Raw genomic sequence first — 25,705 nt, 5'->3', positions numbered from 1 at the left:
CCATCGAGGTGGCCTTCACCGCGTTCAAGAAATCTGATCGTCCAGGAACTCGTCCAAGTACCGCCAAGTCGTCCCACGCGCCTTCCGGCCCGTCAGCACGCCCAAGTGCCCGCCCGGGGCCGTCTTGAAACGCACCTCCGGGGCTTTGTCCAGCAACTCCACCACGCGCTCCACCGACGGCCTCGGCGCGATCGTGTCGTTCTCGCCCGCCACCACCAGCGTCGGCACGCGGACCGATGACAGCGAGATGATCCGGCCGTTCAGGTCCACCTTGCCCTCCGCCAGGTCGTTCGTGCGGAACAGGCGGTGGTACAGCTGGCCGAACGTGCGCCCCGGGTAGGCGTACATGTTGCTCATGAAGTGGTCGACCGCCTCGATCTGGGCCAGGTAGTCCCGGTCGTCGAGGTTCCTCAAAATGGCCAGGGGCTTCGTGATCTCCTTGCTGATGCCCGTCGCGCGGAAGACGCGGCTGACCAAATAGGACGGTGCGCCGCCGAACACTCGATAAATCGGCGTGAGCAGGTGGCCGTTCGTCAGGTCGACCAAGGGGCGGAACGGGGCCACGATCGGGATCGCCGTGAAGTCCACCGGTGAGCCGATCGCGGTGATCGACGCGATCGGGAGGTCCGGGCGGTCGGCGTTCACCAGCAGGGAGAAGATCCCGCCGAGCGACCACGACACCAGGTGCACGTCCTGGCCGCCCGCATCGAGGCTCACGCGCCGGATCGCGCGGGGGAGCACCTCGTCGATCCAGTGCTCGATGCCCAGGCGGCGGTCGGAGAACGCCACCACGCCGTAGTCGACGAGGTAGGTGTTGCGGCCGCCCTCGATCAGGTGCTCGATGAGGCTGCAGCCGCGGCGCAGGTCGAAGCAGATCGCCGGGGCCGCCAGCGGGGGCACCAGCAGGATCGGCGGCCCGGACACCGTGCCGCCGCGGTGGGTCATCCGGTACAGCGAGCGGTTGGGCCCCTGGTCGATCAGCACCCGCGGCATCGGGCGCAGGTCGGCGACGCCGCCGTGCAGCACCTTGCCGACCACGTTCGACGCCGCGGCCGCCAGCCGTGCGGGTGGTGAAACCATTGCTCGAGCCTCCCGGAGAACCGATCCGGGAGCAATCTTGCCGGGCCGGGCGGGTGGACTCAACACCCAACGCCCAGCCGAAACGTCTATTTCGGACAGTCACTGGTCCGTTCGAGCTACCCCGGGCCCGCTCTCCGCCGCACGGGCTTCGTAGGCCGCGCGGGCCGGGGAATGGGCCGCCGAAGCCAGAAGCCGGTCCGCCTTGAGCGCTCGCGAGAGCGCTTCGCCGAACCGCCGCGGCAGCAGCCGGGTGAGCTTGCCCATAGTACCCACCGAGCGCGGCACGTAGACGTCGAAACGAGGCTTCCGCAGCGTGGATACGATGGCGTCGGCCACATCTTCCGGCCGCGAAGACTTGAACAGCTTCGCTTCGCCGAGGCCGCTCGCCAGTTCCGTCCGCACGATCGCCGGCATCACGCACGAAACGTGCACGCCGCTGCCGTGCAGCTCCAGGTGCACGGCTTCGGACAGCCCGACGACCGCGTGCTTGGTGGCGCAGTAAGTCGCCGCGCCGGGGAAGCCGGCCTTGCCCGCGAACGAAGCGACGTTGACGATGTGCCCGGACCGCCGTGGCCGCATCCGCTTCACCGCTTCGCGCGTGCCGTGGATGACGGCGTGCAGGTTGATCTCCAGCTGCCGCCGGGTGGTCGCGTCGCTCTCCTCGTCCAGGTTGCCGAGCGGCATGATGCCGGCGTTGTTGACCAGCACGTCGATCCGGCCGTGGCGGCGCTCGACCTCGTCGAGGAACTTGGTGAACCCGCGGATGTCGGTGACGTCCAGCGGCAACGCGTCGGCGCCCAGCTCGCCGGCGGTCTTCTCGGCCCGGACCTGGTCGAGGTCGCCGATCACCACCCGCGCGCCCAGCCGGGCCAGCGCCGACGCGGTCGCCGCGCCGATCCCCTGCCCGCCGCCGGTGATGACGACGACCTTGCCCGCGAGTTCCATGGCGACCCCTTCGTCTGTTGGCACCGTGTCAACAGTGTCGCCCCCGAACCGGAAGAGCGCTACCCCACGCGCTGCTCCAGCACCTGCCCGGACCAGTCCTCGACGCGGAACCGGACGGTCGGGCTGAACCCCTGGCTCTCGTAGTACCGCTGGAGTTCGCCGTCACCGCCGGCCCAGCAGTCGACGCGCACGAGGCCGATCCCGCGCCGCCGCGCCTCGTCGAGCGCGTACTCGACCAGGCGCCCGCCGACGCGCCGCCCGGTGAACCGCCGGGACGTGATGAGCAGCCGGATGTACAGCTCACGCTCGTCGACGGCCGGCACGTGCGGGTCGCGCTCCTCCGAAACGATCAGCGCGCCGGCGGCCTCGCCGTCGACCACCGCGATGCGCAGGCCCGGGTCCGCGGCCATGCCCTTGACCCGCTCGACGCGCTTCGGCACGCGGCTCCACGGCTCGGTCCCCCACTGCCCCGAACTGCCGCGCGCGACCAGCCATTCGACCGCTTCGTCGAAGAAACGCAGCAGCGTGTCGACGTCCCCGGAATCACCCGATCGTATGACGGTGTTGTCCATTCCCCCTGTCTACCGCAGGGTGAGCACGCGCGGGCCGGCTTCGGTGATCGCGACGGTGTGCTCGACGTGCGCGGCCCGGCTGCCGTCGGCCGTGTGGATCGACCAGCCGTCCTCGGCGTACCGGTAGGCGTCGCCGCCCCGGGTGAGCATCGGCTCGATCGCCAGCACGAGCCCCGGCTTCAGCCGCATCCCGCGCCCCGGCCGGCCTTCGTTCGGCAGGTGCGGGTCCTCGTGCATCGCGCGGCCGATGCCGTGCCCGCCGTGGTCGTCGAGCATGCCGTGCCCCTGCGCGCGCCCGGCGACGCCGACGGCGTGGGAGATGTCGCCGAGCTTCCCGCCCGGCTGCGCGGCGGCGATCCCGGCCTGCAGGGCCCGCTCGGTGGCCTCGATGAGCGCGAGGTCGGCGGGGTCGGCCGTGCCGACGACGAAGCTGATCGCCGCGTCGCCGTTCCAGCCGTCGAGGATCGCGCCGCAGTCGATGCTCACCAGGTCGCCGTCCCGGAGGCGGTAGGCCGTCGGGATCCCGTGCACGACGACGTCGTTGACGCTGGCGCACAGGACGTTCGGGTAGGGCGTCGGCGCGGACCTCGGCTGGTAGTGCAGGAACGACGGTTTCGCACCGGCTTCGCTGATGACGTGGGCGGCGACGTCGTCCAGCTCGCGCAGGGAGACGCCGACCGCAGCGGCCTCCTTGACCGCGTGCAGCGTGTTCGCCACCACCCGGCCGGCTTCCCGCATCATCGCCAGCTCGGACTCCGTTTTGATTTCGACCATGGCGATAACTATACCGGTATAGTTATCGCTGTCCAGTGCGCCCGTCCTGGGGGCGTTCAACCGTCGGCTCCGTCCGTGTCATCCGGAGTTCAACCGGCGCTGATTGACTTCACCCGTTCACGACCTCTCTCGCGACGGGGACAAATTGACCCAGTCAGTGCCCGGCGGCGACCCGCTCGCCGCGTTCGGCGCCGAACTCGACGACATCCGGGCGAAAGCCGCGGCCGCCCAGGAAAAACTCCGCTCCGCCGTCGCCACCGCGCAGTCCCCGGACGGGGCGGTTTCGGTGACCGTCGGCCCCAGCGGCGTCCTGCAGGACCTCAAGTTCGGCCCGCGCGCGTACGAGCGGCCCCCGCAAGCCCTGTCCGGCTTGGTGCTGCAGCTGATCGGCCGGGCGCAGCAGAAGGTCTCGGCCGAGGTGGCCGAGGCCTTCGGCGGCATGGTCGGCGAGAACTCGGCCGCCCGCGAGCTGCTGGAGGAGTTCCTGCCCGCCCCGGAGCCGGACGCCGGACCGCCCCCGGACAAGAGCGACGTGTTCATGCCGGAGCAGGAGGCCGACGACCGGCCGTCCGCGCCGCCGCAGCGCCCGCCGGCCCCGCCGCAACCGCAGCGCGGGCAGCCGCCGCGCCGTCGTCCCCGGCCCGCGCCGGACGAGGACGACGGCGAAAGCAACCCCTGGTAGTACGGAGGAGGACCGGTGGTTTCCGGAGCAGGTTTCTCGGTCGACCCGGCCGAGCTGCAGAAGTTCAGCCAGTTCCTGTCGGGCACCACGCAGCCGGCGGTGCAGGACGCCGCGAACCGGGTGCAGGCCGCCAACGGGTTCGACAACGCCGCGTTCGGCATCCTGCTGGCCCAGGTGCTCGCGGTGCCCTCGCGGATCACCATGGGCGTCATCGCCGGCGAGATCGGCAAGCTCGCCGGCGACATCGGCAAATCCGCCGCGGACGTCAAAAAAGCCGCCGAAACGTACGCGACCCACGACTCGAACACCGCGCAGGGTTTGAGCACCTTCGAGACGGAGCTGGGCAAGTGACCGTTCCCATCACCGCGTCGAACTCCACGACCGGCGCCGGTGTCTTCGACAGCTGGAAGCAGGTCGGCGACTCGATCGGCAAGGTCCAGACCGAACACGGCGGCGACCTCGCGGCCGTCGGCGTGGAACTCGGCATCAACATCGTCAGCGCCGCGCTGGACACCGTCGCGTTCGCCATGGACCCGCTGGCGAAGCTGATCGCCGCGGGCCTCGGCTGGCTGATCGAGCACGTTTCGTTCCTGAAGTGGCCGCTGGACCAGGTGGCGGGCAACCCGTCGGAGGTCACCAAGGTCGCCAACGAGCTGCACAAGATCGGCGAGTCGCTGCGCAACACCGGCACGCAGCTCGACGACACGCTCAAGTCGACGATCACCCAGTGGCAGGGCAAGGGCTACGACAGCTTCAAGAAGTCCATCGACGACCGGAAGGGCTGGATCGACGCGAACGCGAAGGCGTCCGACGTCGCCGGCTACATGGTCGAGACCACCGGGGCGCTGATCGCCGCGGTCCGCGCACTGCTGCGCGACATCATCACGACCATCCTCGGCGACATCATCTCCACGATGCTGATCGCCCTCGCGATGGCCGCGTTCACCTTCGGCGCGTCCATCGCCGTCGGCGTGAGCAAGATCGTCGTGCAGGTGTCGGTGCAGGTCGCGGCGATGGCGGCCAAGCTCGCCAAGGTCGTCGCCTACGCCGGACGCACGATGGCGCGGCTCACCCAGCTGTCGAAGCTGGTCAAGCCGAAGCCGGGCGCGTCGGGCGCGGGCCACGAGCTGACGCCGGTGCCGCGGCCGGGCGGCAACACCGTGCCGAACTTCTCGCGGCCGCTGCCGCCGCGACCGGGCGGAGGCGCGACGCCCAGCACCCGGCCCCCGGGCGACGGCACGGTCCCGAACTTCTCCCGGCCACTGCCCCCGCCGGGCACCGCGGTCACCCACGACACCCCCGGCACCGGGGGCGCCACGCCGAGCACGCGGCCGCCGGGCGACGGGACGACGCCGAACTTCTCGCGGCCGCTGCCGCCCCCGGCGCCCGCGCCGAAGCCGGCCCCGCCGAAGTCGCACCTGAGCGACCACGACGTCTCGACGATCAAGAAGCACGAGGACTGGCTGAAGACGAAGTTCGGCGACAGTTACCAGAAGATGAAGTTCGCCGACGACTGGATCAAGAAGAACCACCCGGAGTACTACCCGATGCTGAAGGCGTTGTCCGACGCCAAGAGCTCGAAGAACTTCGTGGGCTGGGCGGGCAAGGACATCGTGCAGGTCGACCGCGGCCTCACCGACATCCAGATGCAGGCGGAAGCCGCCTGGGCGGAAGAGGACAAGAAGCAGCAGCAACCGCAGTGACGCACCGTGCGGGGCACCTCGGCCGAGGTGCCCCGCACGGTGCTCAGGCCACGCCGAGGTGCCGCGAGATCAGCATCTTCTGGACCTCGCTCGTCCCCTCGCCGATCTCGAGGATCTTCGCGTCGCGGTAGAAGCGGCTCACCGGGAACTCGTTCATGAACCCGTACCCGCCGAAGATCTGCGTCGCGTCGCGTGCGTTGTCCATGGCCGCGTTGGAGGCCACCAGCTTCGCGATCGACGCCTCCTTCTTGAACGGCTCGCCGCGCAGCATCTTCGACGCCGCCTGGTAGTACGCCAGGCGCGCGGTGTGCGTGCGGACCTCCATGTCCGCCACCTTGAACTGGATCGCCTGGTACTCGCCGATCCGCTTGCCGAAGGCCACCCGGTCCTTCACGTACTTGAGGCACTCGTCCACGCACCCCTGCGCGAGCCCGACCGACAGCGCGGCGATCGCCACCCGGCCTTCGTCCAGAATGGACAGGAACTGGGCGTACCCGCGGCCGCGCCGGCCCACCAGGTTCTCCGCCGGGACGCGGACGTCCGAAAAGGACAGCTCGTGGGTGTCCGAGCAGTTCCAGCCGACCTTGGAGTACTTCGGCGCCACCGCGAAGCCCGGCGTGCCCGAAGGGACGATGATCGCCGAGATCTCCTTGCGGCCGTTTTCCATCACGTCCGTCACGGCCGTCACCGTGACCAGGCGCGTGATGTCCGTGCCCGAGTTCGTGATGAACGCCTTGCTGCCGTTGATGATCCACTCGTCGCCGTCCAGCGCGGCGCGCGTGCGCGTCGCCCCCGCGTCCGAGCCGCCGCCCGGTTCCGTCAGGCCGAAGCCGCCCAGCGCGGTGCCCGCGCACAAGTCAGGGAGCCACTTCTCCTTCTGCTCCTGGGAGCCGAAGCGGTAGATCGGCATCGCGCCGAGGGAGACGCCGGCTTCGAGGGTGATCGCGACCGACGAGTCCACCCGGGCCAGTTCCTCCAGCGCCAGGCACAGCGCGAAGTAGTCGCCGCCCATGCCGCCGAACTCCTCGGGGAACGGCAGGCCGAACAGGCCCATCTCGCCCATCTTCGCGACGATCGCGTACGGGAACTCTTCCTTCTCGTACAGCTCGCCGATCACCGGCGCGACTTCGGCGTGCGCGAAGTCCTCGACGGTCTTGCGGAGGGACTCGTACTCCTCGTCCAGGCGGAAGTCGATCACTGCTGCTCCTCTTGGGGCGTAACGACGGCAAGGGTTTCGTCCAGCGCGACCTGTTGGCCGGCCCGGACGGGGAGTTCGCTGACGACGCCGTCGATCGGCGCGGTGACCGTGTGCTCCATCTTCATCGCTTCGACGACCAGCAACGGCGTCCCAGCCTTCACGACGTCACCCGCGACGACCTTGACGACGAGCACCGTGCCCGGCATCGGGCTGGTGACCGGGCCCGCGCCGGCCACCTCGCCGCGCGAGGCGAGCACGAACTCCTGCTCCCCGAAGGGGAAGCTCAGGCCGTCGCGCGCGAGCCAGACCGTCCGATCCGGACCGCAGGCCTGGCGGTAGCGGTGGAAGCCGCCCGCGTGGCGGACCTCGAGGACGTCGCCGTCGCGCCGGGCCGACACGTGCACCGGCGAAGCGTCGTCGACGAACACGGTCGCGGCCGACGGAGTGCCCTGCACCCGGACCACCGCGTGCGCGGTGCCCGACTTCAACCGGAACGTCACGCCGCCGGACCCGCCCATCCGCCAGCCGTCCGGCACGTCCCACGGGTCCACCACGGGCCCGGCGGGCTGCAGCTCCAGGAACCGGTCCAGCGCCGCCGCGACGAAGAACTCCGCGGGCACCTCGGTCGAGACCAAAGTGGACAGCCGCCGGTCGACGAGCTCGGTGTCGAGGCGGCCGGCGCGGACGTCGGCGTCGGCCAGCAACCCGCGCAGGAACGCCGTGTTCGTGCCGATGCCCAGCAACGCCGTGTCGGCCAGCGCCAGGTCCAGCCGGTGCAGCGCCGCCGCCCGGTCCGGGCCCCACGCGATCACCTTGGCCAGCATCGGGTCGTAGTTCGAGCCGACGACCGCGCCCGGCGTCATCCAGGAGTCGACGCGAACGCCGTCACCGGCCGGCTCGTGCACCGCCAGCACCGTGCCGCCGGTGGGGATGAACCCGCGCGCCGGGTCCTCGGCGTACACCCGCGCTTCGACGGCGTGTCCATTGAGGACGACGTCTTCCTGCTCGACGGTCAGGTGTTCCCCGGCGGCCACCCGCACCTGCCACTCGACGAGGTCCAGGCCGGTGACCAGCTCGGTGACCGGGTGCTCGACCTGCAGGCGGGTGTTCATCTCCATGAAGAAGAACTCGTCCGGGTTCTTCGCCGACATGATGAACTCGACGGTCCCGGCACCGACGTACCCGACCGACCGCGCGGCCTCGGCCGCGGCCGAGCCCATCTTCTCGCGCGTGGCCTCGTCGAGCAGCACCGACGGCGCTTCCTCGATGATCTTCTGGTGCCGCCGCTGCAGGCTGCACTCGCGCTCGCCGAGGTGGATGACGTGGCCGTGCGTGTCGGCCAGCACCTGGATTTCGATGTGCCGCGGGGTGGTGACGAACCGCTCCACCAGCAGCGTGTCGTCGCCGAAGGAGCCCTTGGCTTCCCGGCGCGCGGACTCGATCGCCGCGTCCAGTTCTTCGGGCGCGTGCACCAGCCGCATGCCCTTGCCGCCACCGCCCGCCGACGGCTTGAGCAGCAGCGGGTAGCCGACTTCAGCGGCGGCTTCGGCGAAGCCGCCGTCCGGGATGTCCACATCGGACGTACCCGGTACGACCGGGACCCCGGCCTTCGACACCGTGGCCTTGGCGCGGATCTTGTCGCCCATGGCGTCGATCGCCGCGACCGGCGGTCCGATGAACACGAGCCCGGCGGCTTCGCAGGCCCGCGCGAACTCGGCGTTCTCGGCCAGGAAGCCGTAACCGGGGTGCACGGCCTGCGCCCCGGAAGACACCGCCGCGTCCACGATGGCCGGGATGTCCAGATAGCTGCGGGCGGCTTCCGCCGGGCCGATGCGGACGGCCGTGTGCGCCTCGCGGACGTGCCGAGCATCGGCGTCCGCGTCGCTGTACACGGCGACCGCGCGGATGCCGAGGGCCCGCAGCGTGCGGATGACCCGGACCGCGATCTCGCCCCGGTTCGCGACCAACACTGAGTCGAACATGCTCACATCCGGAAGACGCCGTAGTTGACATCGGACAGGGGTGCGTTGGCCGCGGCCGACAGCGCGAGGCCGAGCACCGTGCGGGTGTCCGCCGGGTCGATGACGCCGTCGTCCCAGAGCCGCGCGGTGGAGTAGTACGGGCTGCCCTGCGCCTCGTACTGCTCGCGGATCGGGTCCTTGAACGCCTCTTCGTCCTCGGCGGACCATTCCCCGCCGCGCGCCTCGATCGAATCGCGGCGGACCGTCGAGAGCACCGAAGCGGCCTGCTCGCCACCCATCACCGAGATGCGCGCGTTCGGCCACATCCAGAGGAACCGCGGCGAGTACGCCCGGCCGCACATCGAGTAGTTGCCCGCCCCGAAGGAGCCGCCGATGACGACGGTCAGCTTCGGCACCCGCGCGCAGGCCACCGCGGTGACCATCTTCGCGCCGTGCTTGGCGATGCCGCCGGCCTCGTACGCGCGCCCGACCATGAAGCCGGTGATGTTCTGCAGGAACAGCAGCGGGATCGAGCGCTTGTCGCAGAGCTCGATGAAGTGCGCGCCCTTCATCGCCGACTCGGCGAAGAGCACGCCGTTGTTCGCGATGATGCCGACCGGGTGGCCGTGGATCCGGGCGAACCCGGTGACCAGCGTCGACCCGTACTCCTTCTTGAACTCGCCGAACCGGCTGCCGTCGACGATCCGGGCGATCACCTCGCGGACGTCGTAGGGCACCCGGGGGTCGGTCGGCACGACACCGTACAGCTCGGCCGGGTCGACGGCGGGCGGCTCGGTCGGCAGGACGTCCCACGGCCGCGGGGCGCGCGGCCCGAGCGTCGACACGATCGAGCGGACGATCCGCAGCGCGTGCGCGTCGTCGTCGGCCAGGTGGTCGGTGACGCCGGACTGGCGGGCGTGGACGTCACCGCCGCCGAGCTCCTCCGCCGTCACGACCTCGCCGGTCGCCGCCTTCACCAGCGGCGGGCCGCCGAGGAAGATCGTGCCCTGGTTCCGGACGATCACGGCTTCGTCGCTCATCGCCGGGACGTACGCGCCGCCGGCGGTGCAGGATCCGAGCACGGCGGCGATCTGCGGGATCCCGCGCGCCGACATCGTGGCCTGGTTGTAGAAGATCCGGCCGAAGTGCTCACGATCCGGGAAGACCTCGTCCTGCCGGGGCAGGAACGCGCCGCCGGAGTCCACCAGGTAGACGCACGGCAGGTTGTTGTGGAGGGCGACCTCCTGGGCACGCAGGTGCTTCTTCACCGTCATCGGGTAGTACGTGCCGCCCTTGACGGTGGCGTCGTTGGCGACGACCACGCACTCCCGGCCCGAGACCCGGCCGACGCCGGTGATGATGCCCGCCGAGGGCGCCTCGTCGTCGTAGAGGCCGTTCGCCGCCAGCGGGGACAGCTCCAGGAACGGCGAACCCGGGTCCAGCAGCGTGTCGACGCGGTCGCGGGGCAGCAGCTTGCCGCGCTCGACGTGCCGGGTGCGGGCCTTCTCCGGCCCGCCGAGCCGGGCGCTCGCCAAGCGTTTGCGGAGGTCCTCGACCAGCTCCGCGTGCGATGTGGCGTTGCGGGCGTAGGCCTCGCTGTCCGGGGCAGCCGTAGTCCCCAGTGCCGGCGTGTCCATGGGCTCCCTCGAAGTTAGCCGTCGTTAACCTCCGCTCCGATGTTAGCGACCGCTAACGTGGGTGTCCAGTCGCCGCAACGCGCGAACGGCCACCCCGGCGGACCGGGGTGGCCGTCGGTGGGTGCGCTCAGCCGATCGCCGCCCGCAGCGGGGCGTAGTAGCCGCCCGACTGCCCGGCCGCGGTCGGGTGGTAGGACTCGATCACCGGCCAGGTGAGGCTGTGCAGGTAGTCGTCGGCCGAGGAGCAGATGTTGTGCCCCACGAACGACGGCCGGACGTCGACGAAGGTCGCCCCCGCCGAAGCCGCCTGCGACTGGATCACCGACGCCAGCGTGTCGGCGCCGGAGTTGATCGCGGTCCGCTTGGTGTCGCTCAGCCCGACCCAGCAGGAGCCGGGCACGGTGTAGAAGCGCGGGTAGGACAGGACGACGAGCTGCGCGCCCGGCGCCTTGGCCTTGATCGCGTTGTAGGTGTTGGCCAACAGCGGCGGCAGCGTGTTGTTGACGTACGTCTTGGCCGTGTTGACGCGGTTCACGCAGTCGGAGTCACTGCCCAGGGTGCAGGTGGTGATCACGTCGCTGAACCCGGCGTCGTTCCCGCCGACGGTCACCGTGACGAGCGTGGCCGACGAAGGGATCGAGTTCGCCTGGTTGATCACGTCCCCGGTCTTCGCACCGGAGCAGGCGAGGAACGTGAAGGAGGTTCCGCTGTGGGCGTTGGCCCACAGCTGCGGATAGGCCTTGGAACTGCGGTAACAGCTCCCGGAACTGCCGTAGCTGCCGGCCCCGACCCCGGAGGAGTAGGAGTCGCCGAGTGCGGCGTAGACGGTCCCGGCGGCGTGGGCGAGGCCCGTGACACCGAGAGTGGCAACGACAACGGCCCCCAGGGCCGTGCTCAACCGTAGGAGGGATCGCCGGAAATTACGGGTGGGAACAGCCATGGGTCACTCCTCTGTGACAGGGCCGACCCGAATAGGACAGCAGGTGAAAGCCTGCCAAGGAACCCCTGGTTACCGGTAGGTACCCACTCGGCCCACACCGGAAGTGTGAAACCCCAGCGGTTCGTCAGCGGGTCTCGAGCGAACCGGCCGGTTTTCCGGCTAAACCGGGCGCCCCCCTCAGGCGAGTACCCGCGGAAGCCTCCGGAAACGACCGGGGCTCGACGAGAGGGGAACTTCCGATGGCGTTCGCACGCAAGGCCTTCGCCGGCTTGACCACCATCGCCGCCGGCCTCGGGCTGGTCCTGACGACCACGGGCACCGCCGCGGCCGCGGAGACCGGTTCCTGGCACCCCTACGGCAACACGAACCCGATCACCTCCAGCTCCGCCACCTGGCACTGCGCCGGCTCGAAGACGGTCGCCACCAGCGTGGCCGCCCAGGTGTGCGCCATCAGGTCCGTGGGCGGGGGCGCCGTCCAGGCGGCGGTGATCGTGCGCAACAACCGGACCGCCCTTTTCTCCGTGGACGCGTCCGCTGACCTGTACACCTCGTCCGGGACCGCGCTGGGTGTCTGGACGTGCGCGTCGTCGGGCGTCGCGGCGAACTCGTGGTCGGTGTGCTTCGGGCGGACGCTCGCCCAGAGCAGCCCGGTGAACTCGATGGGCTTCGCCAAGGGCGTGGCCCTGGGGACGTCACCGAACGTGTGACAGGGCGGCCGGCAGCCGGTCCGGAACGGCGGACGTTAGCGCTCGCTAACCTGTCGCTCTAAACTGACCGGATGCCGGCCAACCCCACCCCTCTCGTGAACGGCGAGAAGGCGAGCAGGCGCGAACAGATCCTGTCCGCGGCCGCCGAGCTGTTCGCCCACCACGGCTTCCACGGTGTCGGCATCGACGACATCGGGGCCGCCGTCGGCATCTCCGGCCCGGCGCTCTACCGGCACTTCCGCAGCAAGGACGCCATCCTCGGCGAGATGCTGAACTCGATCAGCCGCTACCTGCTCGACGGCGGCACCGCGCGGGCCGCCCGGCCCGGTGAGCCCGACGACACGCTGACCGGTCTCGTGCGGTTCCACGTCGACTTCGCGCTCGCGCACCCCGCGTTGATCACCGTTCAGGAGCGGAACCTCGCCAACCTCACCGACGCCGACCGCAAGCAGGTGCGCGCGCTCCAGCGCCAGTACGTCGAGGTGTGGGTGCGGGTGATCCGCGAAGCCGTTCCGGACCTGGGTGAACGGCAGGCGCGGTCGGCGGCACACGCCGTGTTCGGACTGATCAACTCGACGCCGTACAACCGCCATCTCGGTGACGTCGAACTCGCCGAACTGCTCTGCCGCCTCGCGCTGGGTGCCCTTCGCGCGGCCTGATGGCCCTCAACGGATCAAGGTATCCCCACGAGCGCCCGGGTGGTGTTTGATGGGGCACGTGGACCCGGATTGGAGCGAGCAGGAGCGCCGGCTCGTCGAGAAGGCTCAGCGCGCGTTGACCGCGCTGAGCCTCGGTGACGACGCCGAAGCACTGGGCGAGGTCGCCCCGTCGGCCGCCGAGCCGCAGGCCCGCGCGGACGAGACGAAGGCCCTCATGCTGCTGCTCTTCGGCGAGTGCAGCGCGATGGTCGCCACCCTCGGCGACGGCGGCAGCGCCCCGGTGAAGGTCCAGGTGTTCGACGAGGACGGCGAAGAGGTCTCGATCGACCAGGCCGACCCACCGGTCCGGACGGCGGTCCGGACGCTGCTCGCCGAGGTCCACGGCAACACCGAAGCCGCACAGGAGCAGGTCGAGATCGCCCTCGCCAACGCGGCGCCGGACGAGGTCGACAGCCTCGTCCTGCAGGCGCTGCGCTGGACCATCCGGCTGTCGGTGGAGTGCCTGGACCGCGACCTGCCGGTGGCGCCCTGGATCTCCGAGGCCGTCTCGGACTAGGGCCCTCAAGCGGGGTCACCCGAGCAGGTGCTTCACCAGGGCCGCGATCTGACCGGTCTCGATGAGGAACGAGTCGTGCCCGTACGGCGACGTCACCACCGACGACTCCGGTGCTCCGGGGATGCCGGCCGCGATCTCCGCCGACTGGTAGAGCGGGTACAGCCGGTCGCTGTCGACGCCGCCGATCACCGCCCGGGCCGTCACGCGGCCCAGCGCCGCCGCCACGCCGCCGCGGTCGCGGCCGACGTCGTGGGTGTTCATCGACTCGGTCAGCACCAGGTAGCTGTTGGCGTCGAAGCGGTGCGCCAGCTTCTCCGCGTGGTGGTCCAAATAGGACTCGACGGCGAACCGGCCACCGCGCAGCGGGTCCTCGCCGTCCTGCGGGAGGCGGCCGAACCGCTCGGCCAGCTCGGGTTCGCTGCGGTAGGTGACGTGCGCGATCCGCCGCGCGATGCCGAGCCCGGCCACCGGGCCCGCCGGCGCCGAGTAGTAGTCGCCGCCGTGGAAGCACGGGTCGCTGCGGATCGCGTGCAGCTGCGGGGCGGCCCAGGCGATCTGGTCGGCCGACGCCCGCGCGGTCGACGCCAGCACCAGCACCGAAGCGACCCGGGCGGGCAGCGTGACCGCCCACTCCAGCGCCCGCATCCCGCCCATCGAGCCGCCGATGACGGCCGCCCAGCGGTCGACGCCGAGGTGGTCGGCCAGCACCGCCTCCGACGCCACCTGGTCCCGGACCGTCACCGCCGGGAACCGGCTGCCCCACGGCGTCCCGCCGGCATCGGGTGACGACGGCCCGGTCGAGCCCTGGCAGCCGCCCAGCACGTTCGGGACGACGACGAAGAACTCGTTCGTGTCGACGGCCTTCCCCGGCCCGATCAGCCCGTCCCACCAGCCCGCGTTCGGGTGCCCGGGCCCGGCGGGGCCGGCCGCGTGGCTGTCCCCGGTCAGCGCGTGCTCGACGAGGATCGCGTTGGACGCGTCGGAGTCCAGCGTCCCCCACGTCTCGTACGCGAGGGTGAACGACGGCAGCACGCCACCGGCCTCGAGCGCGAGCGCACCCGGGCCGGTGACGAACTCCCGGCGGCCCGGCGGGTCACCGACCCGCCAGGCGCCGGTAACGGTCACAGTTCCGCCTTGGCCGCCCGGAATCCGGCTTCGAGGTCGGCCTTCAGGTCCTCGATGCCCTCCAGCCCGACGGCCAGCCGGACCAGGCCCGGCTTCACCCCGCTGGCGAGCTGCTCCTCCGGCGTCAGCTGGCTGTGGGTGGTCGACGCCGGGTGCACGATCAGGCTGCGCACGTCACCGAGGTTCACCAGCTGGCTGTGCAGTTCCGTCCCGTCGACGAACTTCCGGCCCGCCTCGACCCCGCCGCGCAGCTCGAACGACAGCACCGCGCCCGCGCCGCGTGGCAGGTACTTCTGCGCGGCGGCGTGGAACGGGCTCGACGGCAGGCCGGCGTAGTAGACCTTCTCGACCTCGTCCCGCTGCTCGAGCCACTCCGCAAGCGCTTGCGCGTTCGAGACGTGCCGCTCGATGCGCAGCGACAGCGTCTCGATGCCCTGCAGGATCAGGAAGCTGTTCAGCGGCGCGATGGCCGCACCGGTGTCGCGCAGGAGCTGCACGCGCGCCTTGGCCGCGTACGCGCCCGGGCCGAGCGCCTCCCAGTACTTCAGGCCGTGGTAGCTCGGGTCCGGCTCGTTGAAGCCGGGGAACTTCTCCGGGTTCTTGCCGAAGTCGAACGTGCCGCCGTCGACCAGGACACCGGCGATCGTCGTGCCGTGGCCGCCGAGGTACTTGGTGGCCGAGTGGATCACGACGTCGGCGCCGTGCTCGATCGGGCGCACCAGGTACGGCGTCGGGATGGTGTTGTCGACCAGCAGCGGGACACCGGCCTCGTGCGCGACGTCGGAGACACCGCGGATGTCGAGGACGTTGCTGCCCGGGTTGGCGAGCGTCTCGGCGAAGAAGAACTTCGTGTTCGGCCGGACCGCAGCGCGCCACTGCTCGAGGTCGTCCTGGTCCTCGATGAAGGTGACCTCGATGCCGAGCTTCGGCAGCGTGTAGTGGAAGAGGTTGTAGGTGCCGCCGTAGAGCGACGGGCTCGAGACGAAGTGGTCGCCCGCCCCGACGAGGTTCAGGATCGCCGCCGTGGTCGCGGCCGAACCGGACGCGAACGCCAGCGCCGCGACGCCGCCTTCGAGCGAAGCGACGCGCTGCTCCAGCACGTCCTGGGTCGGGTTCATGATCCGCGTGTAGATGTTGCCGGGCTCGGCGAGGCTGAACAGGTCGGCGCCGTGCTGGCTGTCGCGGAAGACGTACGACGTCGTCTGGTAGATCGGCGTCGCGCGGGCCCCCGTGGCCGGGTCCGGCGCGGCACCCGCGTGGATCTGCCTGGTCTCGAAGGACCACGCCGAAGTCTCGGTCATCGGTTTTCTCCTTGCGGCTCAAGGGTTCGTCAGGGCTGCCGGAACGAAGCTACTTGGGCCGAACGGCCTACCCAACCTTTCCCACGTCCTGGGAGCCGAATCGCCTTGCCCGACAGATCTCTTTGTGTCTAAGATATTGAGCAAGGGAGACTCACAGGTGGGGAGATAGTTGTGTCTGAGCGAGTACAGGTGCTGGTCGTGGGGGCCGGGCTGGGCGGGTTGTCGGCGTCGCTGTTCCTGGCGCAGGCCGGAGTGGACGTGCTGACGGTCGAGCGGCACGCGGGGACGTCGGTCCACTCGCGCGCCGCCGGGCAGAACTGGCGCACGATGGAGTTGTTCCACTGGGCGGGAATCGACCGTGAAGTGCGGACGGCGAGCCCGCGGGCGTCTCAGGGCCTGCGGATCACCGTCGCGACCAGCCTGGCCGGCCGGGTGCTGCACCGGCTGGTCCAGGACGGCAGCGAGTTCGACGTCTCGGCGTCGACGACGCTGCCCGCCGGCCTCGCGGGCCAGGACGTCGTGGAGCCGATCCTGCTCGCGCACGCGGAGAAGGCCGGCGCGCGGGTGCGGTTCCGGACCGAGCTCACCGGCCTGGCGCCGGACGAAGACGGCGTCACCGCGACGCTGCGCCACCGCGATTCCGGCGAGGAGACCGTGGTGCGCGCGGACTACGTCGTCGCCGCCGACGGCGGGCGCAGCGGCATCCGGCAGCGGCTCGGCATCGGGACCACCGGGCTGGACGCGCTGAGCCACTGCCTCGGCGTCGTGTTCGACGCCGACCTCGGCGACCGCGTCCACCCCGGCCTGTCGGACCTGTGCTACCTGCAGCACCCGGACTTCACCGCCGCGTTCGTCACCACGGACCTGCCGAACCGGTACGTCTTCGCCCCGGACTACTTCCCGGACCGCGGGGAGAGCCCCGCCGACTTCACCCACGACCGGCTCGTCGCGATGCTCCGCACCGCCACCGACCTGCCGGAACTCGAGCCGGAGATCGTCTGGACGGGCTCGTGGGAAGTGGCCGCGCGGCTGGCGGACCGGTTCCGCGCGGGGCGGGTCTTCCTGATCGGCGACGCCGCGAAGGTGACGCCGCCGACCGGCGGGATGGGCGGCAACACGGCGGTCGGCGACGCGGCGGACATCGCGTGGAAGCTCGCCGCGGTGTTGCGCGGCGAAGCGGGCCCGGCCCTGCTCGACACCTACGAAGCCGAGCGGAAGCCGATCGCGCGGATGGTCATCGACACGTCGCTGCACAACATGAAGCAGCGCATGCACCCCGACCTCGACGTCTCCGGCCTGACGAAGGCCGAGGACCAGCTCGGTATCGTGCTCGGCTTCCGCTACCGCTCGGCCGCGGTGCTCGCGGAGGAGCCGGACGACGGCGAGCGCGTCGAGGACGTGCACGCCCCGACCGGGCGGCCGGGCTTCCGGGCACCCGGCCTGGAGTCCACTGTGGACCTGTTCGGGCACTCGTGGGTGCTGCTGTGCGCCGCCGACGGCACGCGCTGGCAGCCGGCCGCCGCGGACATCGCGGCCGAGCTCGGCGTCCGCCTCGACTGCCACACGATCGACGATGACGTCTTCGCCGCCCGCTACGGCCTTTCGGACGGCGGCGCTTCGCTGGTGCGTCCCGACGGCGTCGTCGCGTGGCGGTCCCCGGAACCGGCCGAGGACCCGGCCGGCGAGCTGTGGCGGGTCCTGACGGCGGTCCTGTCCCGCTAGCCGCGCCGCTCAGCGCCTGCCGAGCACCCAGTGGAAGGTCGCCGGGCCCTCCGGCTCCTGCATCGTCACGGTTTCGTCCAGCTCGAGCGTGAACCCGGCCGCTTCGAGCAGGCGCCGGTTTTCCGCCGGGGCGTGGCTGCTGAAGAACATCGGCGCGCCGAGCCAGGCGTCCTCGACGCCGTTCGCCTCGCTGGACCCGAGCGCGGCCAGGAACCACCCGCCGGGGCGCAGCCAGGCGGCGATCCGCGCGAAGAGCGCGCCCTGCTCCTCGCGGGGCACGTGCAGCACCGAGTAGAACGCCGTCACGGCCGCGAAACTGCCGTCCGGAAAGGACAGCCCGGTCATGTCGCCCCGCTCGAACCGCGCGCCCGGGACGTTCCGCCGCGCCAGTGCCAGCTGCGCCTCCGAGACGTCGACGCCGAGGACGTCGTGCCGTTCCGCGAGCGCTGCGGTGCTGGGTACCCCGGCACCGCAGCCGAGGTCGAGGACCGGGGCGCCGTCGTCGAGCCGGGCGAGCAGCTCCGCGGCGAACCGCCGCCGCGGGTCGTCCGGGATGCGCGCGCTCCACTCGAGGTACCGCTCGGCCACGCTGTCGTAACCGCTTTCCACGATCCGCCGGGCATCGCTCACCCCGCCGACCCTACCGAGCCTTTCCCGGCTTTCTCGGCGAGAATGCTCTCGTGGTTTCGGTGCGCAGCGTGGTCGACCGGGTGGGGCCGACGCTGCTCCACGCGCTCCAGGTGCCCGAAGACTCGCCCGCGGTCGCCGACGTCGTCATCGCCGAACCGGGCGGGACCCTCACGCTCTCGGCGGGCGACCTCGTGCTCGGCGTCGCCACGACCGGCCCCGAAGACGCCGCCGAGCTGGTGAAGCAGAGCGCCGCCCAGGGCGCCGCCGCCGTGCTGCTCAAGCCGCCGCTGGCCGCGAAACCGGCGGTGAAGCGGGCCGCGAAGGCCAGCGGGATCGCGCTGGTCCAGGTGCACGCCGCGACGTCGTGGGCGCAGCTGGTCTGGCTGCTGCGGACCGTGCTCGACGCCCTCGCCGACGAGTCGGAGGACCTCGACCCCGGTTCCGGCGACCTGTTCCGGCTGGCCGACGCCGTCGCGAGCGTCGTCGACGCGCCGGTGACCATCGAGGACACCAACTCGCGCGTGCTCGCCTACTCCGCGCGCCAGGACCTGACCGACCCCGCCCGCGTCGCCACGATCATGGGCCGGCGCATCCCCGACGACGTCCTCGCGCGGTTCCGGTCGCGCGGGGTGTTCCGGGAGCTGTCGCGCGGGCGGCAGACGATCTTCGTCCCGGCCCAGCGCGACGGCACGCTGCCGCGGCTGATCGTGCCGATCCGGATGGGCGGCGAGCTGCTCGGCTCGATGTGGGCGGTGGTCGCCGGGCCGGTGTCCGACGAGCGGGCGGCGGCCTTCGCCGACGCCGCCCCGGTCGTCGCGCTGCACCTGCTGCGCCGCCGCGCGCACACCGACGCGCAGCGCCGCGCGTCGGCCGAGCTCCTGCGCGCGGTGCTGGAGGGCAGCGCGAACCCGCGGAAGGCGATGGCCGAGCTGGACCTGTCCGACGAGCCGCACCGCGTGGTCGTCATCGAGGTCACCGGCGGCGACGGGCGCGACACCGAGGGCCTGCGGCTCGCCCTGCTCGAGCGGATTTCCCAGGGCATCGGCAGCCGCCCGGTGGCGACCGAGCTCGCCGGCCTGCTCTACGCCGTGGTGCCGGACCGGCCGGGCCCGGGCGGCTGGGCCGAGCTGCGGCAGGCCCTGGCCGTGCAGCCGGCGACCCGGCGCGGCGGCGCCCCGCGCGCGGCGGCCGGCTCCCCCGGCGGGATCGGCGACCTTTCGACGTCACGCGCCCAGGCCGACGAGGCCCTCGGCCTGCTGCGCGCCGAAATCCTCACCGATCGCGTGATCGCCTTCGACGAAGCCTGGACGGCGTTGACGCTGCACCGCGGGGCCACGGCGGCGGTCGCGGCGCGGGTCACCGACCTCGGTCCGCTGCACACCCTGCGCGCGCACGACGGCACGGGCAAGGCGGGGCACGTCGAGACGCTGTACGCGTGGCTGCGGCACCCCGGCGACCCGCGGGCGGCCGCGCGCGAGCTGCGGATCCACCCGAACACCCTGCGGTACCGGATGCGGAAGCTGCTCGAGCTCGTGCCGCTGGACCTCGACGACCCCGACGTCCGGCTGGCCCTGCTGACCCAGCTGGTCGCGTTGCGCTGGAGCTGATGGGCCGTTCGGCGCAACGCGCGACTTATGCACTACTCCGCATGGATCGCGCCGATCGTTCCGATTGTCTTTTCCCACCGAAAGATGGTGGATTCACCCGGATCGGGTGCCGCACCTTCTCTTCACCACCCGGGGTAGCCGGGTCGTGGCAGAGGAGTTCGTCCATGAGCAGTTCGGAGCGGTTCGGTCGGGCCGTCAAGCTGGGTGCGGTCTCCGCGCTTTCCCTGGTCGCGCTGGTCGTCCCGGCGGCGGGAGCCGGCAGCGCCGTCGCGGCGCCCAGCGGCGACTGCTTCACCCCCGCGCACGCCGCGGACCGCAGCAAGGACGGCCACGCCGACACGGTGTCCCCGGCCGAAGCGGCCCGCATGGAAGCGGACCTGCAGAGCAAGCTGGCCGGCAAGCGCACGGCGGTCACGGCGCAGGCGGCGGCGGTTTCGATCCCGGTGTACTTCCACGTGATCACCAGCGGTTCGACCGGGAACCTCCCGGCGGCGACGATCACCAAGCAGATCTCGGTCCTGAACAACGCGTACGCGTCGAGCGGCTTCAGCTTCTCGCTCGTCAGCACCGACTACACGAACAACTCGACCTGGTACAACGGCATCACCGACGGCACCTCGGCCGAGCGCAACATGAAGAACGCGCTGCGCAAGGGCGGCAAGAACGCGCTGAACATCTACACGGCCAACCTCGGCGACAGCCTCCTCGGCTGGGCGACCTTCCCGTCCAGCTACAACAGCCAGCCGAAGCTCGACGGCGTGGTCATCCTCGACGAGTCCCTCCCGGGCCGTTCGGCGACGAACTACAACGAAGGCGACACGGCCACCCACGAGGTGGGCCACTGGATGGGCCTGTACCACACGTTCCAGGGCGGCTGCTCCGGTTCGGGCGACTACGTGTCGGACACCCCGGCCGAAGCGACGGCGACGTCGGGCTGCCCCACGAACAAGGACACCTGCAGTTCGGCGGGCAAGGACCCGGTGCACAACTTCATGGACTACAGCTACGACAGCTGCATGTACGAGTTCACCGCGGGGCAGACCTCGCGGATGCAGAGCGCCTGGTCGGCCTACCGCGCCTGAGTCCCCGCATCCCGCGGCGGAAACCGTGAAGGCCACCTCGGCTCGAGGTGGCCTTCACGGGCTTCCCCGGTGCGCGGCCGCCGTTCAGGCGACCAGCAACGTCTTCCCCACCGTCGTGCGCGACTCGATCGCCGCGTGGGCGTCGGCGGCCTTCTCCAACGGGAAGCGCTGCCCGATCACCGGTTCCAGCCGCCCCGCCGCCGCCTCGGCCAGCGCCGATTCCGTGAACGCCCGCAGCTGTCCGGGCGAACCGATCGACCGCACCAGCGAAACGCCCCGCGCCGCGGCGTCCTCTTCGGACACTTCGGCCCACGAACCGCCCGCCAGGCCGTAGACCGCCATCCGGCCGCCCGGGCGCAGCAGGCCGAACGCCGCCGTGCCGATCGGCCCGCCCACGCCGTCGAACACGACGTCCACCGGGCCCACCGCGGACGTCCAGTCCGGCCGCAGGTAGTCGACCACCGAGTCCGCCCCGAGCACGCGCGCCACCTTCGCCGGCCCGCCCGCCGCGCCGATCACCGTCGCACCCGCCGCCTTCGCGAGCTGGACGAGCAGGCCGCCGACCCCGCCGGCCGCCGCCTCGACGAGGACCCGATCGCCCGGGCGCACCCCCGTCGCGTGCACCAGGCCGGTCGCCGTCCGGCCGTCCGCGAGCAGCGCCACCGCCGCGTCGAGCGAGAGCGCGGGCGGCACCTCGAACACCGCCGCCGCGTCGACCGCGACGCGCTGGGCGTACCCGCCCGAGCCGCCCGTCGACGTGACCACCCGCTGCCCCGCGAGCCCCGGGTCCACCCCCGCGCCGACCGCGCTGATCACCCCGCCGACGCCGTTGCCCGGGATCACCGGCAGCGAAGGCCGGAAGGGCCCCGGCGCCCCGGCCCGGAACTGCGTCTCGACGAACGTGGTGTTCGCGAACGCCACCTCCACCAGCACCTGGCCCGGCCCGGGCACCGGGTCCGGCGCCTCCCCCGGCACCAGGACCTCCGGACCGCCGAACTCCTTCATCCACACCGCACGCATGCCACCACGCTGCAACTTCAAGTGAAGTCGAGGTCAAGCACCTTGTCCGCGCAGCACCACGAATACCGCCCAGAACTGTCCGGACAGCACGATGACACCGCCGTCCGGGTGGTTCACCGTGAGTGGCAACACCGCACCCGAATCCGGACGCAGACCGACCCAGGAGGCCGACCGTGCGTATCGCCGTTCCCCGTGAGATCAAGAAGCACGAATACCGGGTCGCGCTGACCCCCGCCGGGGTGCACGAGCTGGTCGGGCGCGGGCACGACGTCTTCGTCGAGACCGGCGCCGGGGTGGGCTCGTCCATCACCGACGAGGAGTACGTCGCCGCCGGCGCGAAGATCCTCGCCACGGCCGAGGAGACCTGGGCCGAAGGCGAGCTCGTCCTGAAGGTCAAGGAGCCGATCGCCGAGGAGTACGGGCGCCTCAAGCGCGACCAGGTCCTCTTCACCTACCTGCACATCGCCGCGGACCGCCCGCTGACCGACGCGCTGCTGGCCGCCGGCACCACCGCGATCGCGTACGAGACGGTGCAGACCGCGAGCGGCGCACTGCCGCTGCTCGCCCCGATGTCCGAGGTCGCGGGCCGGCTGGCCCCGCAGGTCGGCGCGTTCTCGCTGATGAAGCCCAGCGGCGGCCGCGGTGTGCTGCCCGGCGGCATCCCCGGCGTCCACCCGGCGCGCGTCGTCGTCATCGGCGGCGGAGTCGCGGGCCTCAACGCCGCCCGCGTCGCGCTGGGCCTCGGCTCGGACGTGGAAATCCTGGACACGAACGTCGACCGCCTCCGCCAGATCGACAACGACTTCGGCGGCCGCATCCGCACGGTGACGTCGAACCGCCTGTCGGTCGAGGAAGCGGTGCTCCAGGCCGACCTGGTGATCGGCGCAGTACTGGTACCAGGCGCCAAGGCACCAAAGCTGGTCTCGAACGACCTCGTCGCCCGCATGAAGCCGGGCAGCGTCCTGGTGGACATCGCAATCGACCAGGGCGGCTGCTTCGCCGACTCGCGCCCCACGACACACGACAACCCGACGTACACGGTCCACGAATCGGTGTTCTACTGCGTGGCCAACATGCCAGGAGCGGTCCCCCGCACCTCAACGTACGGCCTCACCAACGTCACGCTCCCGTACGCAGTCCAACTGGCCGACCACGGTTGGAAGCAGGCCCTCCAGGCAGACCCAGCCCTGGCAAAGGGCCTCAACACCCACAACGGAGCCCTGACAAACGCCCCAGTAGCCCTGGCCCACAACCTGGACCACACCCCCCTGACCAACGTCCTCGCATAGCCACCTAACCCGAGCGGGTCCCTGTCGCACAACGACAGGGACCCGTTCCTCTTTTTCACCTTTCACCCAACCCCGTTCCCCACGGCAGCACACCCACCCGCGCACAAAGCAATGCCCGGCAGCCCCCGAAAGCCGCGCGAGAGGCACCGTGGGGGGTCCGGGGGGCTCGGCCCCCGGGCAAAAGGACAAAGTCGACATGAGCGGCGAAGCCGCGAAGAAGGAGACGAAGGGGCGACCCGCTCAACCAGCCTGGGGGTCACTGGGAGCGGGCCGCCGATACCCAGCTTAGAGGGCGGCAGGCGACTTCGCTGCACCGGGTCGGCAAGTCGCACGAATTCTTTACCAAGATGATCTGCCGGGTGATCGAAACCCTCTGGTCAGAGCGACGCCGACCCTACCGGCCGGTAGCGAAAAGTGATGAAGGTCGCTCCCGGCCGTTCCGTGCGCGCGCGCGGCGCCGGTAGGGCAGGATGACGCCGCATCAGCGGGGAACGTTAGGGGACGGTATGCACGACGGCAGTGGCCGGATTGTGGTGCAGAACCTGAGCAAGCAGTTCGGTGCGGTGAACGCCGTGCAGAACCTGAGCTTCACGGTCGAACCGGGTTCGGTGACGGGGTTCCTCGGCCCGAACGGTGCCGGCAAGACGACGACGTTGCGCATGTTGCTCGGGTTGGTGACACCCACATCGGGGACGGCGACGATCAACGGGCGGCCGCACTCGCAGCTGGGGAACCCGGCGCGGGTGGTGGGTTCGGTGCTGGAGAACGAGGGGTTCCACCCGGGCCGGACGGCGCGCAACCACCTCCGGGTGTACGCCGCGGCCATCGGGGTGCCGGACCGGCGCGCGGACGAGGTGCTCGGCCTGGTGGGTCTGGGCAGCGCCGCGGACCGGAAGGCGGGCGGGTTCTCGCTCGGCATGCGGCAGCGGCTGGCGCTGGCGACGGCGTTGCTGGGCGATCCGCAGGTGCTGGTGCTCGACGAGCCGACGAACGGCCTGGACCCGGAAGGCATCCTGTGGCTGCGCAACTTCCTGCGTGCGTACGCGCGGGAGCAGCGGCGGACGGTGCTGGTGTCGAGCCACCTGCTCAACGAGGTCGAGCAGCTGATCGACCAGGTCGTCATCATCAGCCAGGGCGTCACGCGGTACTACGGCCCGCTGGAGCAGCTGCGCAAGGGCCAGCAGTCGCGGGTGCTGGTGCAGCCCGCGGACCCGGCCGCGCTCGTGAAGGCGTTGCAGGACAACGGCATCCACCAGGTGTCGCCGACGCCGGACGGCCGGGTCGCGGTCGCCGGGTCGAGTGTCCAGCAGATCGGTGACCTGGCCGCCAAGGCCGGGATCGCGGTCTACGGGATGCAGGAGGAGCACGCCGACCTGGAGCGGATGTTCTTCCAGCTGACCCAGGGTCAGTACACCGGCGGCGCGCCCGGCTACCCGCCGCAGCCGCAGTACCAGGGGCCGCCGCCGCCCGGTTACCCGCCGCAGCAGCACTACCAGCAGGGCCCGCCGTCGGGTCCGCAGCAGCAGCAGTACTGGGGAGGACCGCAGCAGTGATGGGCAACCTGATCAAGGCGGAGTTCCGCAAGACGCTCACGCTGAACACGTGGTGGGTGCTGCTGATCCCGCTCGCGCTGGTGGCGTTCTGGCTGACGTTCGTGTGGGGCAAGATCACGAACGACTTCGCGGACTTCATCGGCTCCAGCGACGCCCGCGAGGTCGCGGGTGCGGTCGGCTTGGACGCGAGCAAGCTGCCGGTCGGGCTGCTGGCGTTCGCGCACGGCGTCAACATCGCGCAGCTGATCCCGGGCCTCTTCGGCGTTTTCGCACTGGCCGGCGAATACCGCAGCAAGACGATCACGACGACGTTCCTCACGGCACCGAACCGGGTCACGGCGCTGACCGCGAAGATGCTCACGTACGTGGCGTGGGGCGCGATCTACGGCCTGGTGAGCTTCGGTGTCTCGGCGATCGCCGTGATGGCGTCGGTCGATTCGGGCCGCTGGCCGTCCGCCGGGCAGTGGCTGGCCGCGCTCGGCGGGACGGTGCTGGCCTCGGTGCTGGTGACGCTGTTCGGCATCGGGTTCGGCGCGGTGCTGCGCAGCGTGCCGCTGGCCGTCGTGCTGTTCCTGGTGTGGTTCCTGATCGTGGAGAACGTCCTGGTCATCGCCCTCTGGGGGCCAGCCGACATCCTGGGCGGCATCCTGCCGAACGGCACCGCCAACGGGATCGTGGGCGGGATCGCGGCGGACGCCTTCGGGATCAACTCGCTGAACCTGCCGGGCGGCGTCGACCACTGGTCGGCGCTCGGCCTGCAGCTCGCGGCGGGCGCGCCGGGCGTGATCTCGTGGTGGGCGTCGGCGCTGATCTTCTTCGGGTGGACGATGCTCTTCTTCGGCCTCGGCTGGGCGGGCAACCAGAAGCGCGACATCACGTAGTCCCCGCACGTCCCGTGAAGGCCACCTCGAGCTGCTCGAGGTGGCCTTCACGGCATTCCGGGAAATATTTTGTCGGTGGTG

The 25,705-nt window shown here is 71.1% G+C and carries 24 protein-coding genes; 12 read left to right on the top strand and 12 right to left on the bottom strand.

The features are described from left to right. Window positions 1-24 precede the first annotated feature (24 nt). From ACLJPY_RS10175 to map, 4 genes are all read right to left on the bottom strand, one after another. Complete coding sequence (locus ACLJPY_RS10175; RefSeq protein ID WP_410587775.1) at window positions 25-1,080, bottom strand: alpha/beta fold hydrolase; 1,056 nt, start codon at window positions 1,078-1,080, stop codon at window positions 25-27. Between the two features lie 99 nt (window positions 1,081-1,179). Beyond that, the gene (locus ACLJPY_RS10170; RefSeq protein WP_410588271.1) at window positions 1,180-2,025 is read right to left on the bottom strand and encodes an SDR family oxidoreductase; all 846 of its coding nucleotides are present in this window, start codon (window positions 2,023-2,025) and stop codon (window positions 1,180-1,182) included. A gap of 59 nt (window positions 2,026-2,084) precedes the next feature. Next, window positions 2,085-2,597 (bottom strand): GNAT family N-acetyltransferase, encoded by a 513-nt coding sequence (locus ACLJPY_RS10165; RefSeq protein ID WP_410587774.1) that lies wholly within the window; start codon window positions 2,595-2,597, stop codon window positions 2,085-2,087. A 9-nt stretch (window positions 2,598-2,606) separates the two neighbouring features. Next, window positions 2,607-3,371: a type I methionyl aminopeptidase gene (gene map / locus ACLJPY_RS10160; protein WP_410587773.1), complete on the bottom strand. Its 765-nt coding sequence runs from the start codon at window positions 3,369-3,371 to the stop codon at window positions 2,607-2,609. 145 nt (window positions 3,372-3,516) lie between these two features. On the opposite strand from map, the gene ACLJPY_RS10155 reads away from it, so the two are divergent. The 3 genes from ACLJPY_RS10155 to ACLJPY_RS10145 are packed head-to-tail and all read left to right on the top strand — an operon-like array spanning window position 3,517 to window position 5,756. After that, a complete protein-coding gene (locus ACLJPY_RS10155) occupies window positions 3,517-4,053 on the top strand; it encodes a YbaB/EbfC family nucleoid-associated protein (RefSeq protein WP_410587772.1) in 537 nt (178 codons plus the stop codon). A 15-nt stretch (window positions 4,054-4,068) separates the two neighbouring features. Then, complete coding sequence (locus ACLJPY_RS10150; protein ID WP_410587771.1) at window positions 4,069-4,404, top strand: hypothetical protein; 336 nt, start codon at window positions 4,069-4,071, stop codon at window positions 4,402-4,404. Next, window positions 4,401-5,756, top strand: a complete 1,356-nt coding sequence (locus tag ACLJPY_RS10145) for a hypothetical protein (protein WP_410587770.1) — start codon at window positions 4,401-4,403, stop codon at window positions 5,754-5,756. Before ACLJPY_RS10150 ends, ACLJPY_RS10145 begins: the two co-directional genes overlap by 4 nt. Window positions 5,757-5,799: 43 nt before the next feature. On the opposite strand, the gene ACLJPY_RS10140 is transcribed toward ACLJPY_RS10145, so the two are convergent. The 4 genes from ACLJPY_RS10140 to ACLJPY_RS10125 form a co-directional block, all read right to left on the bottom strand. Next, window positions 5,800-6,954: an acyl-CoA dehydrogenase family protein gene (locus ACLJPY_RS10140; RefSeq protein ID WP_410587769.1), complete on the bottom strand. Its 1,155-nt coding sequence runs from the start codon at window positions 6,952-6,954 to the stop codon at window positions 5,800-5,802. Further along, window positions 6,951-8,936 (bottom strand): biotin carboxylase N-terminal domain-containing protein, encoded by a 1,986-nt coding sequence (locus tag ACLJPY_RS10135; RefSeq protein WP_410587768.1) that lies wholly within the window; start codon window positions 8,934-8,936, stop codon window positions 6,951-6,953. The genes ACLJPY_RS10140 and ACLJPY_RS10135 overlap by 4 nt, the downstream gene beginning before the upstream one ends. A 2-nt stretch (window positions 8,937-8,938) precedes the next feature. Continuing rightward, window positions 8,939-10,552: a carboxyl transferase domain-containing protein gene (locus ACLJPY_RS10130; protein WP_410587767.1), complete on the bottom strand. Its 1,614-nt coding sequence runs from the start codon at window positions 10,550-10,552 to the stop codon at window positions 8,939-8,941. 127 nt (window positions 10,553-10,679) lie between these two features. Next, complete coding sequence (locus ACLJPY_RS10125) at window positions 10,680-11,450, bottom strand: SGNH/GDSL hydrolase family protein (RefSeq protein ID WP_410587766.1); 771 nt, start codon at window positions 11,448-11,450, stop codon at window positions 10,680-10,682. Window positions 11,451-11,731: 281 nt separating this feature from the next. Between ACLJPY_RS10125 and ACLJPY_RS10120 the strand changes: the two genes are divergently transcribed. The 3 genes from ACLJPY_RS10120 to ACLJPY_RS10110 all read left to right on the top strand — a co-directional run bounded on the left by ACLJPY_RS10120 (window position 11,732) and on the right by ACLJPY_RS10110 (window position 13,414). After that, complete coding sequence (locus tag ACLJPY_RS10120) at window positions 11,732-12,199, top strand: hypothetical protein (RefSeq protein WP_410587765.1); 468 nt, start codon at window positions 11,732-11,734, stop codon at window positions 12,197-12,199. Window positions 12,200-12,270: 71 nt separating this feature from the next. Next, entirely contained in the window at window positions 12,271-12,858 is a 588-nt protein-coding gene (locus tag ACLJPY_RS10115; RefSeq protein ID WP_410587764.1) for a TetR/AcrR family transcriptional regulator, read from the top strand. Between the two features lie 49 nt (window positions 12,859-12,907). Next, a complete protein-coding gene (locus ACLJPY_RS10110) occupies window positions 12,908-13,414 on the top strand; it encodes a hypothetical protein (protein WP_176175072.1) in 507 nt (168 codons plus the stop codon). Between the two features lie 15 nt (window positions 13,415-13,429). Here the strand turns inward: ACLJPY_RS10110 and ACLJPY_RS10105 are convergent, their stop codons facing one another. Together ACLJPY_RS10105 and ACLJPY_RS10100 are read right to left on the bottom strand one after the other, a co-directional pair. After that, a complete protein-coding gene (locus ACLJPY_RS10105) occupies window positions 13,430-14,539 on the bottom strand; it encodes a homoserine O-acetyltransferase (RefSeq protein WP_410587763.1) in 1,110 nt (369 codons plus the stop codon). Beyond that, window positions 14,536-15,840 carry a bifunctional o-acetylhomoserine/o-acetylserine sulfhydrylase gene (locus tag ACLJPY_RS10100; RefSeq protein ID WP_410587762.1) on the bottom strand — a complete coding sequence of 435 codons (1,305 nt, stop codon included), beginning with the start codon at window positions 15,838-15,840 and terminating at the stop codon, window positions 14,536-14,538. Before ACLJPY_RS10100 ends, ACLJPY_RS10105 begins: the two co-directional genes overlap by 4 nt. 171 nt (window positions 15,841-16,011) lie before the next feature. Between ACLJPY_RS10100 and rdmE the strand changes: the two genes are divergently transcribed. Then, complete coding sequence (rdmE, locus tag ACLJPY_RS10095) at window positions 16,012-17,562, top strand: aklavinone 12-hydroxylase RdmE (RefSeq protein ID WP_410587761.1); 1,551 nt, start codon at window positions 16,012-16,014, stop codon at window positions 17,560-17,562. Between the two features lie 9 nt (window positions 17,563-17,571). Here rdmE and ACLJPY_RS10090 read toward each other — a convergent pair whose 3' ends face one another. Continuing rightward, a complete protein-coding gene (locus ACLJPY_RS10090; RefSeq protein ID WP_410587760.1) occupies window positions 17,572-18,192 on the bottom strand; it encodes a class I SAM-dependent DNA methyltransferase in 621 nt (206 codons plus the stop codon). A gap of 50 nt (window positions 18,193-18,242) precedes the next feature. Between ACLJPY_RS10090 and ACLJPY_RS10085 the strand changes: the two genes are divergently transcribed. Both ACLJPY_RS10085 and ACLJPY_RS10080 read left to right on the top strand, forming a co-directional pair. Further along, on the top strand, window positions 18,243-19,799 hold the full coding sequence (locus ACLJPY_RS10085) for a PucR family transcriptional regulator (RefSeq protein WP_410587759.1): 1,557 nt from the start codon (window positions 18,243-18,245) through the stop codon (window positions 19,797-19,799). A 164-nt stretch (window positions 19,800-19,963) separates the two neighbouring features. Continuing rightward, window positions 19,964-20,881 (top strand): zinc metalloprotease, encoded by a 918-nt coding sequence (locus ACLJPY_RS10080; RefSeq protein ID WP_410587758.1) that lies wholly within the window; start codon window positions 19,964-19,966, stop codon window positions 20,879-20,881. Window positions 20,882-20,965: 84 nt separating this feature from the next. Here the strand turns inward: ACLJPY_RS10080 and ACLJPY_RS10075 are convergent, their stop codons facing one another. Then, the gene (locus ACLJPY_RS10075) at window positions 20,966-21,901 is read right to left on the bottom strand and encodes a zinc-binding dehydrogenase (protein ID WP_410587757.1); all 936 of its coding nucleotides are present in this window, start codon (window positions 21,899-21,901) and stop codon (window positions 20,966-20,968) included. 173 nt (window positions 21,902-22,074) lie between these two features. Here ACLJPY_RS10075 and ald point away from each other — a divergent pair, with 173 nt between their 5' ends. The 3 genes from ald to ACLJPY_RS10060 all read left to right on the top strand — a co-directional run bounded on the left by ald (window position 22,075) and on the right by ACLJPY_RS10060 (window position 25,624). Further along, complete coding sequence (gene ald / locus ACLJPY_RS10070) at window positions 22,075-23,190, top strand: alanine dehydrogenase (protein WP_410587756.1); 1,116 nt, start codon at window positions 22,075-22,077, stop codon at window positions 23,188-23,190. Window positions 23,191-23,696: 506 nt separating this feature from the next. Beyond that, a complete protein-coding gene (locus ACLJPY_RS10065; protein WP_410587755.1) occupies window positions 23,697-24,743 on the top strand; it encodes an ABC transporter ATP-binding protein in 1,047 nt (348 codons plus the stop codon). Then, window positions 24,743-25,624 (top strand): ABC transporter permease subunit, encoded by an 882-nt coding sequence (locus tag ACLJPY_RS10060; protein ID WP_410587754.1) that lies wholly within the window; start codon window positions 24,743-24,745, stop codon window positions 25,622-25,624. The genes ACLJPY_RS10065 and ACLJPY_RS10060 overlap by 1 nt, the downstream gene beginning before the upstream one ends. Window positions 25,625-25,705: the final 81 nt, after the last annotated feature.

Source organism: Amycolatopsis sp. lyj-23 (assembly GCF_046549135.1).
Taxonomy (GTDB): domain Bacteria; phylum Actinomycetota; class Actinomycetes; order Mycobacteriales; family Pseudonocardiaceae; genus Amycolatopsis.
This window is presented reverse-complemented; position numbering and strand designations above follow the sequence as displayed.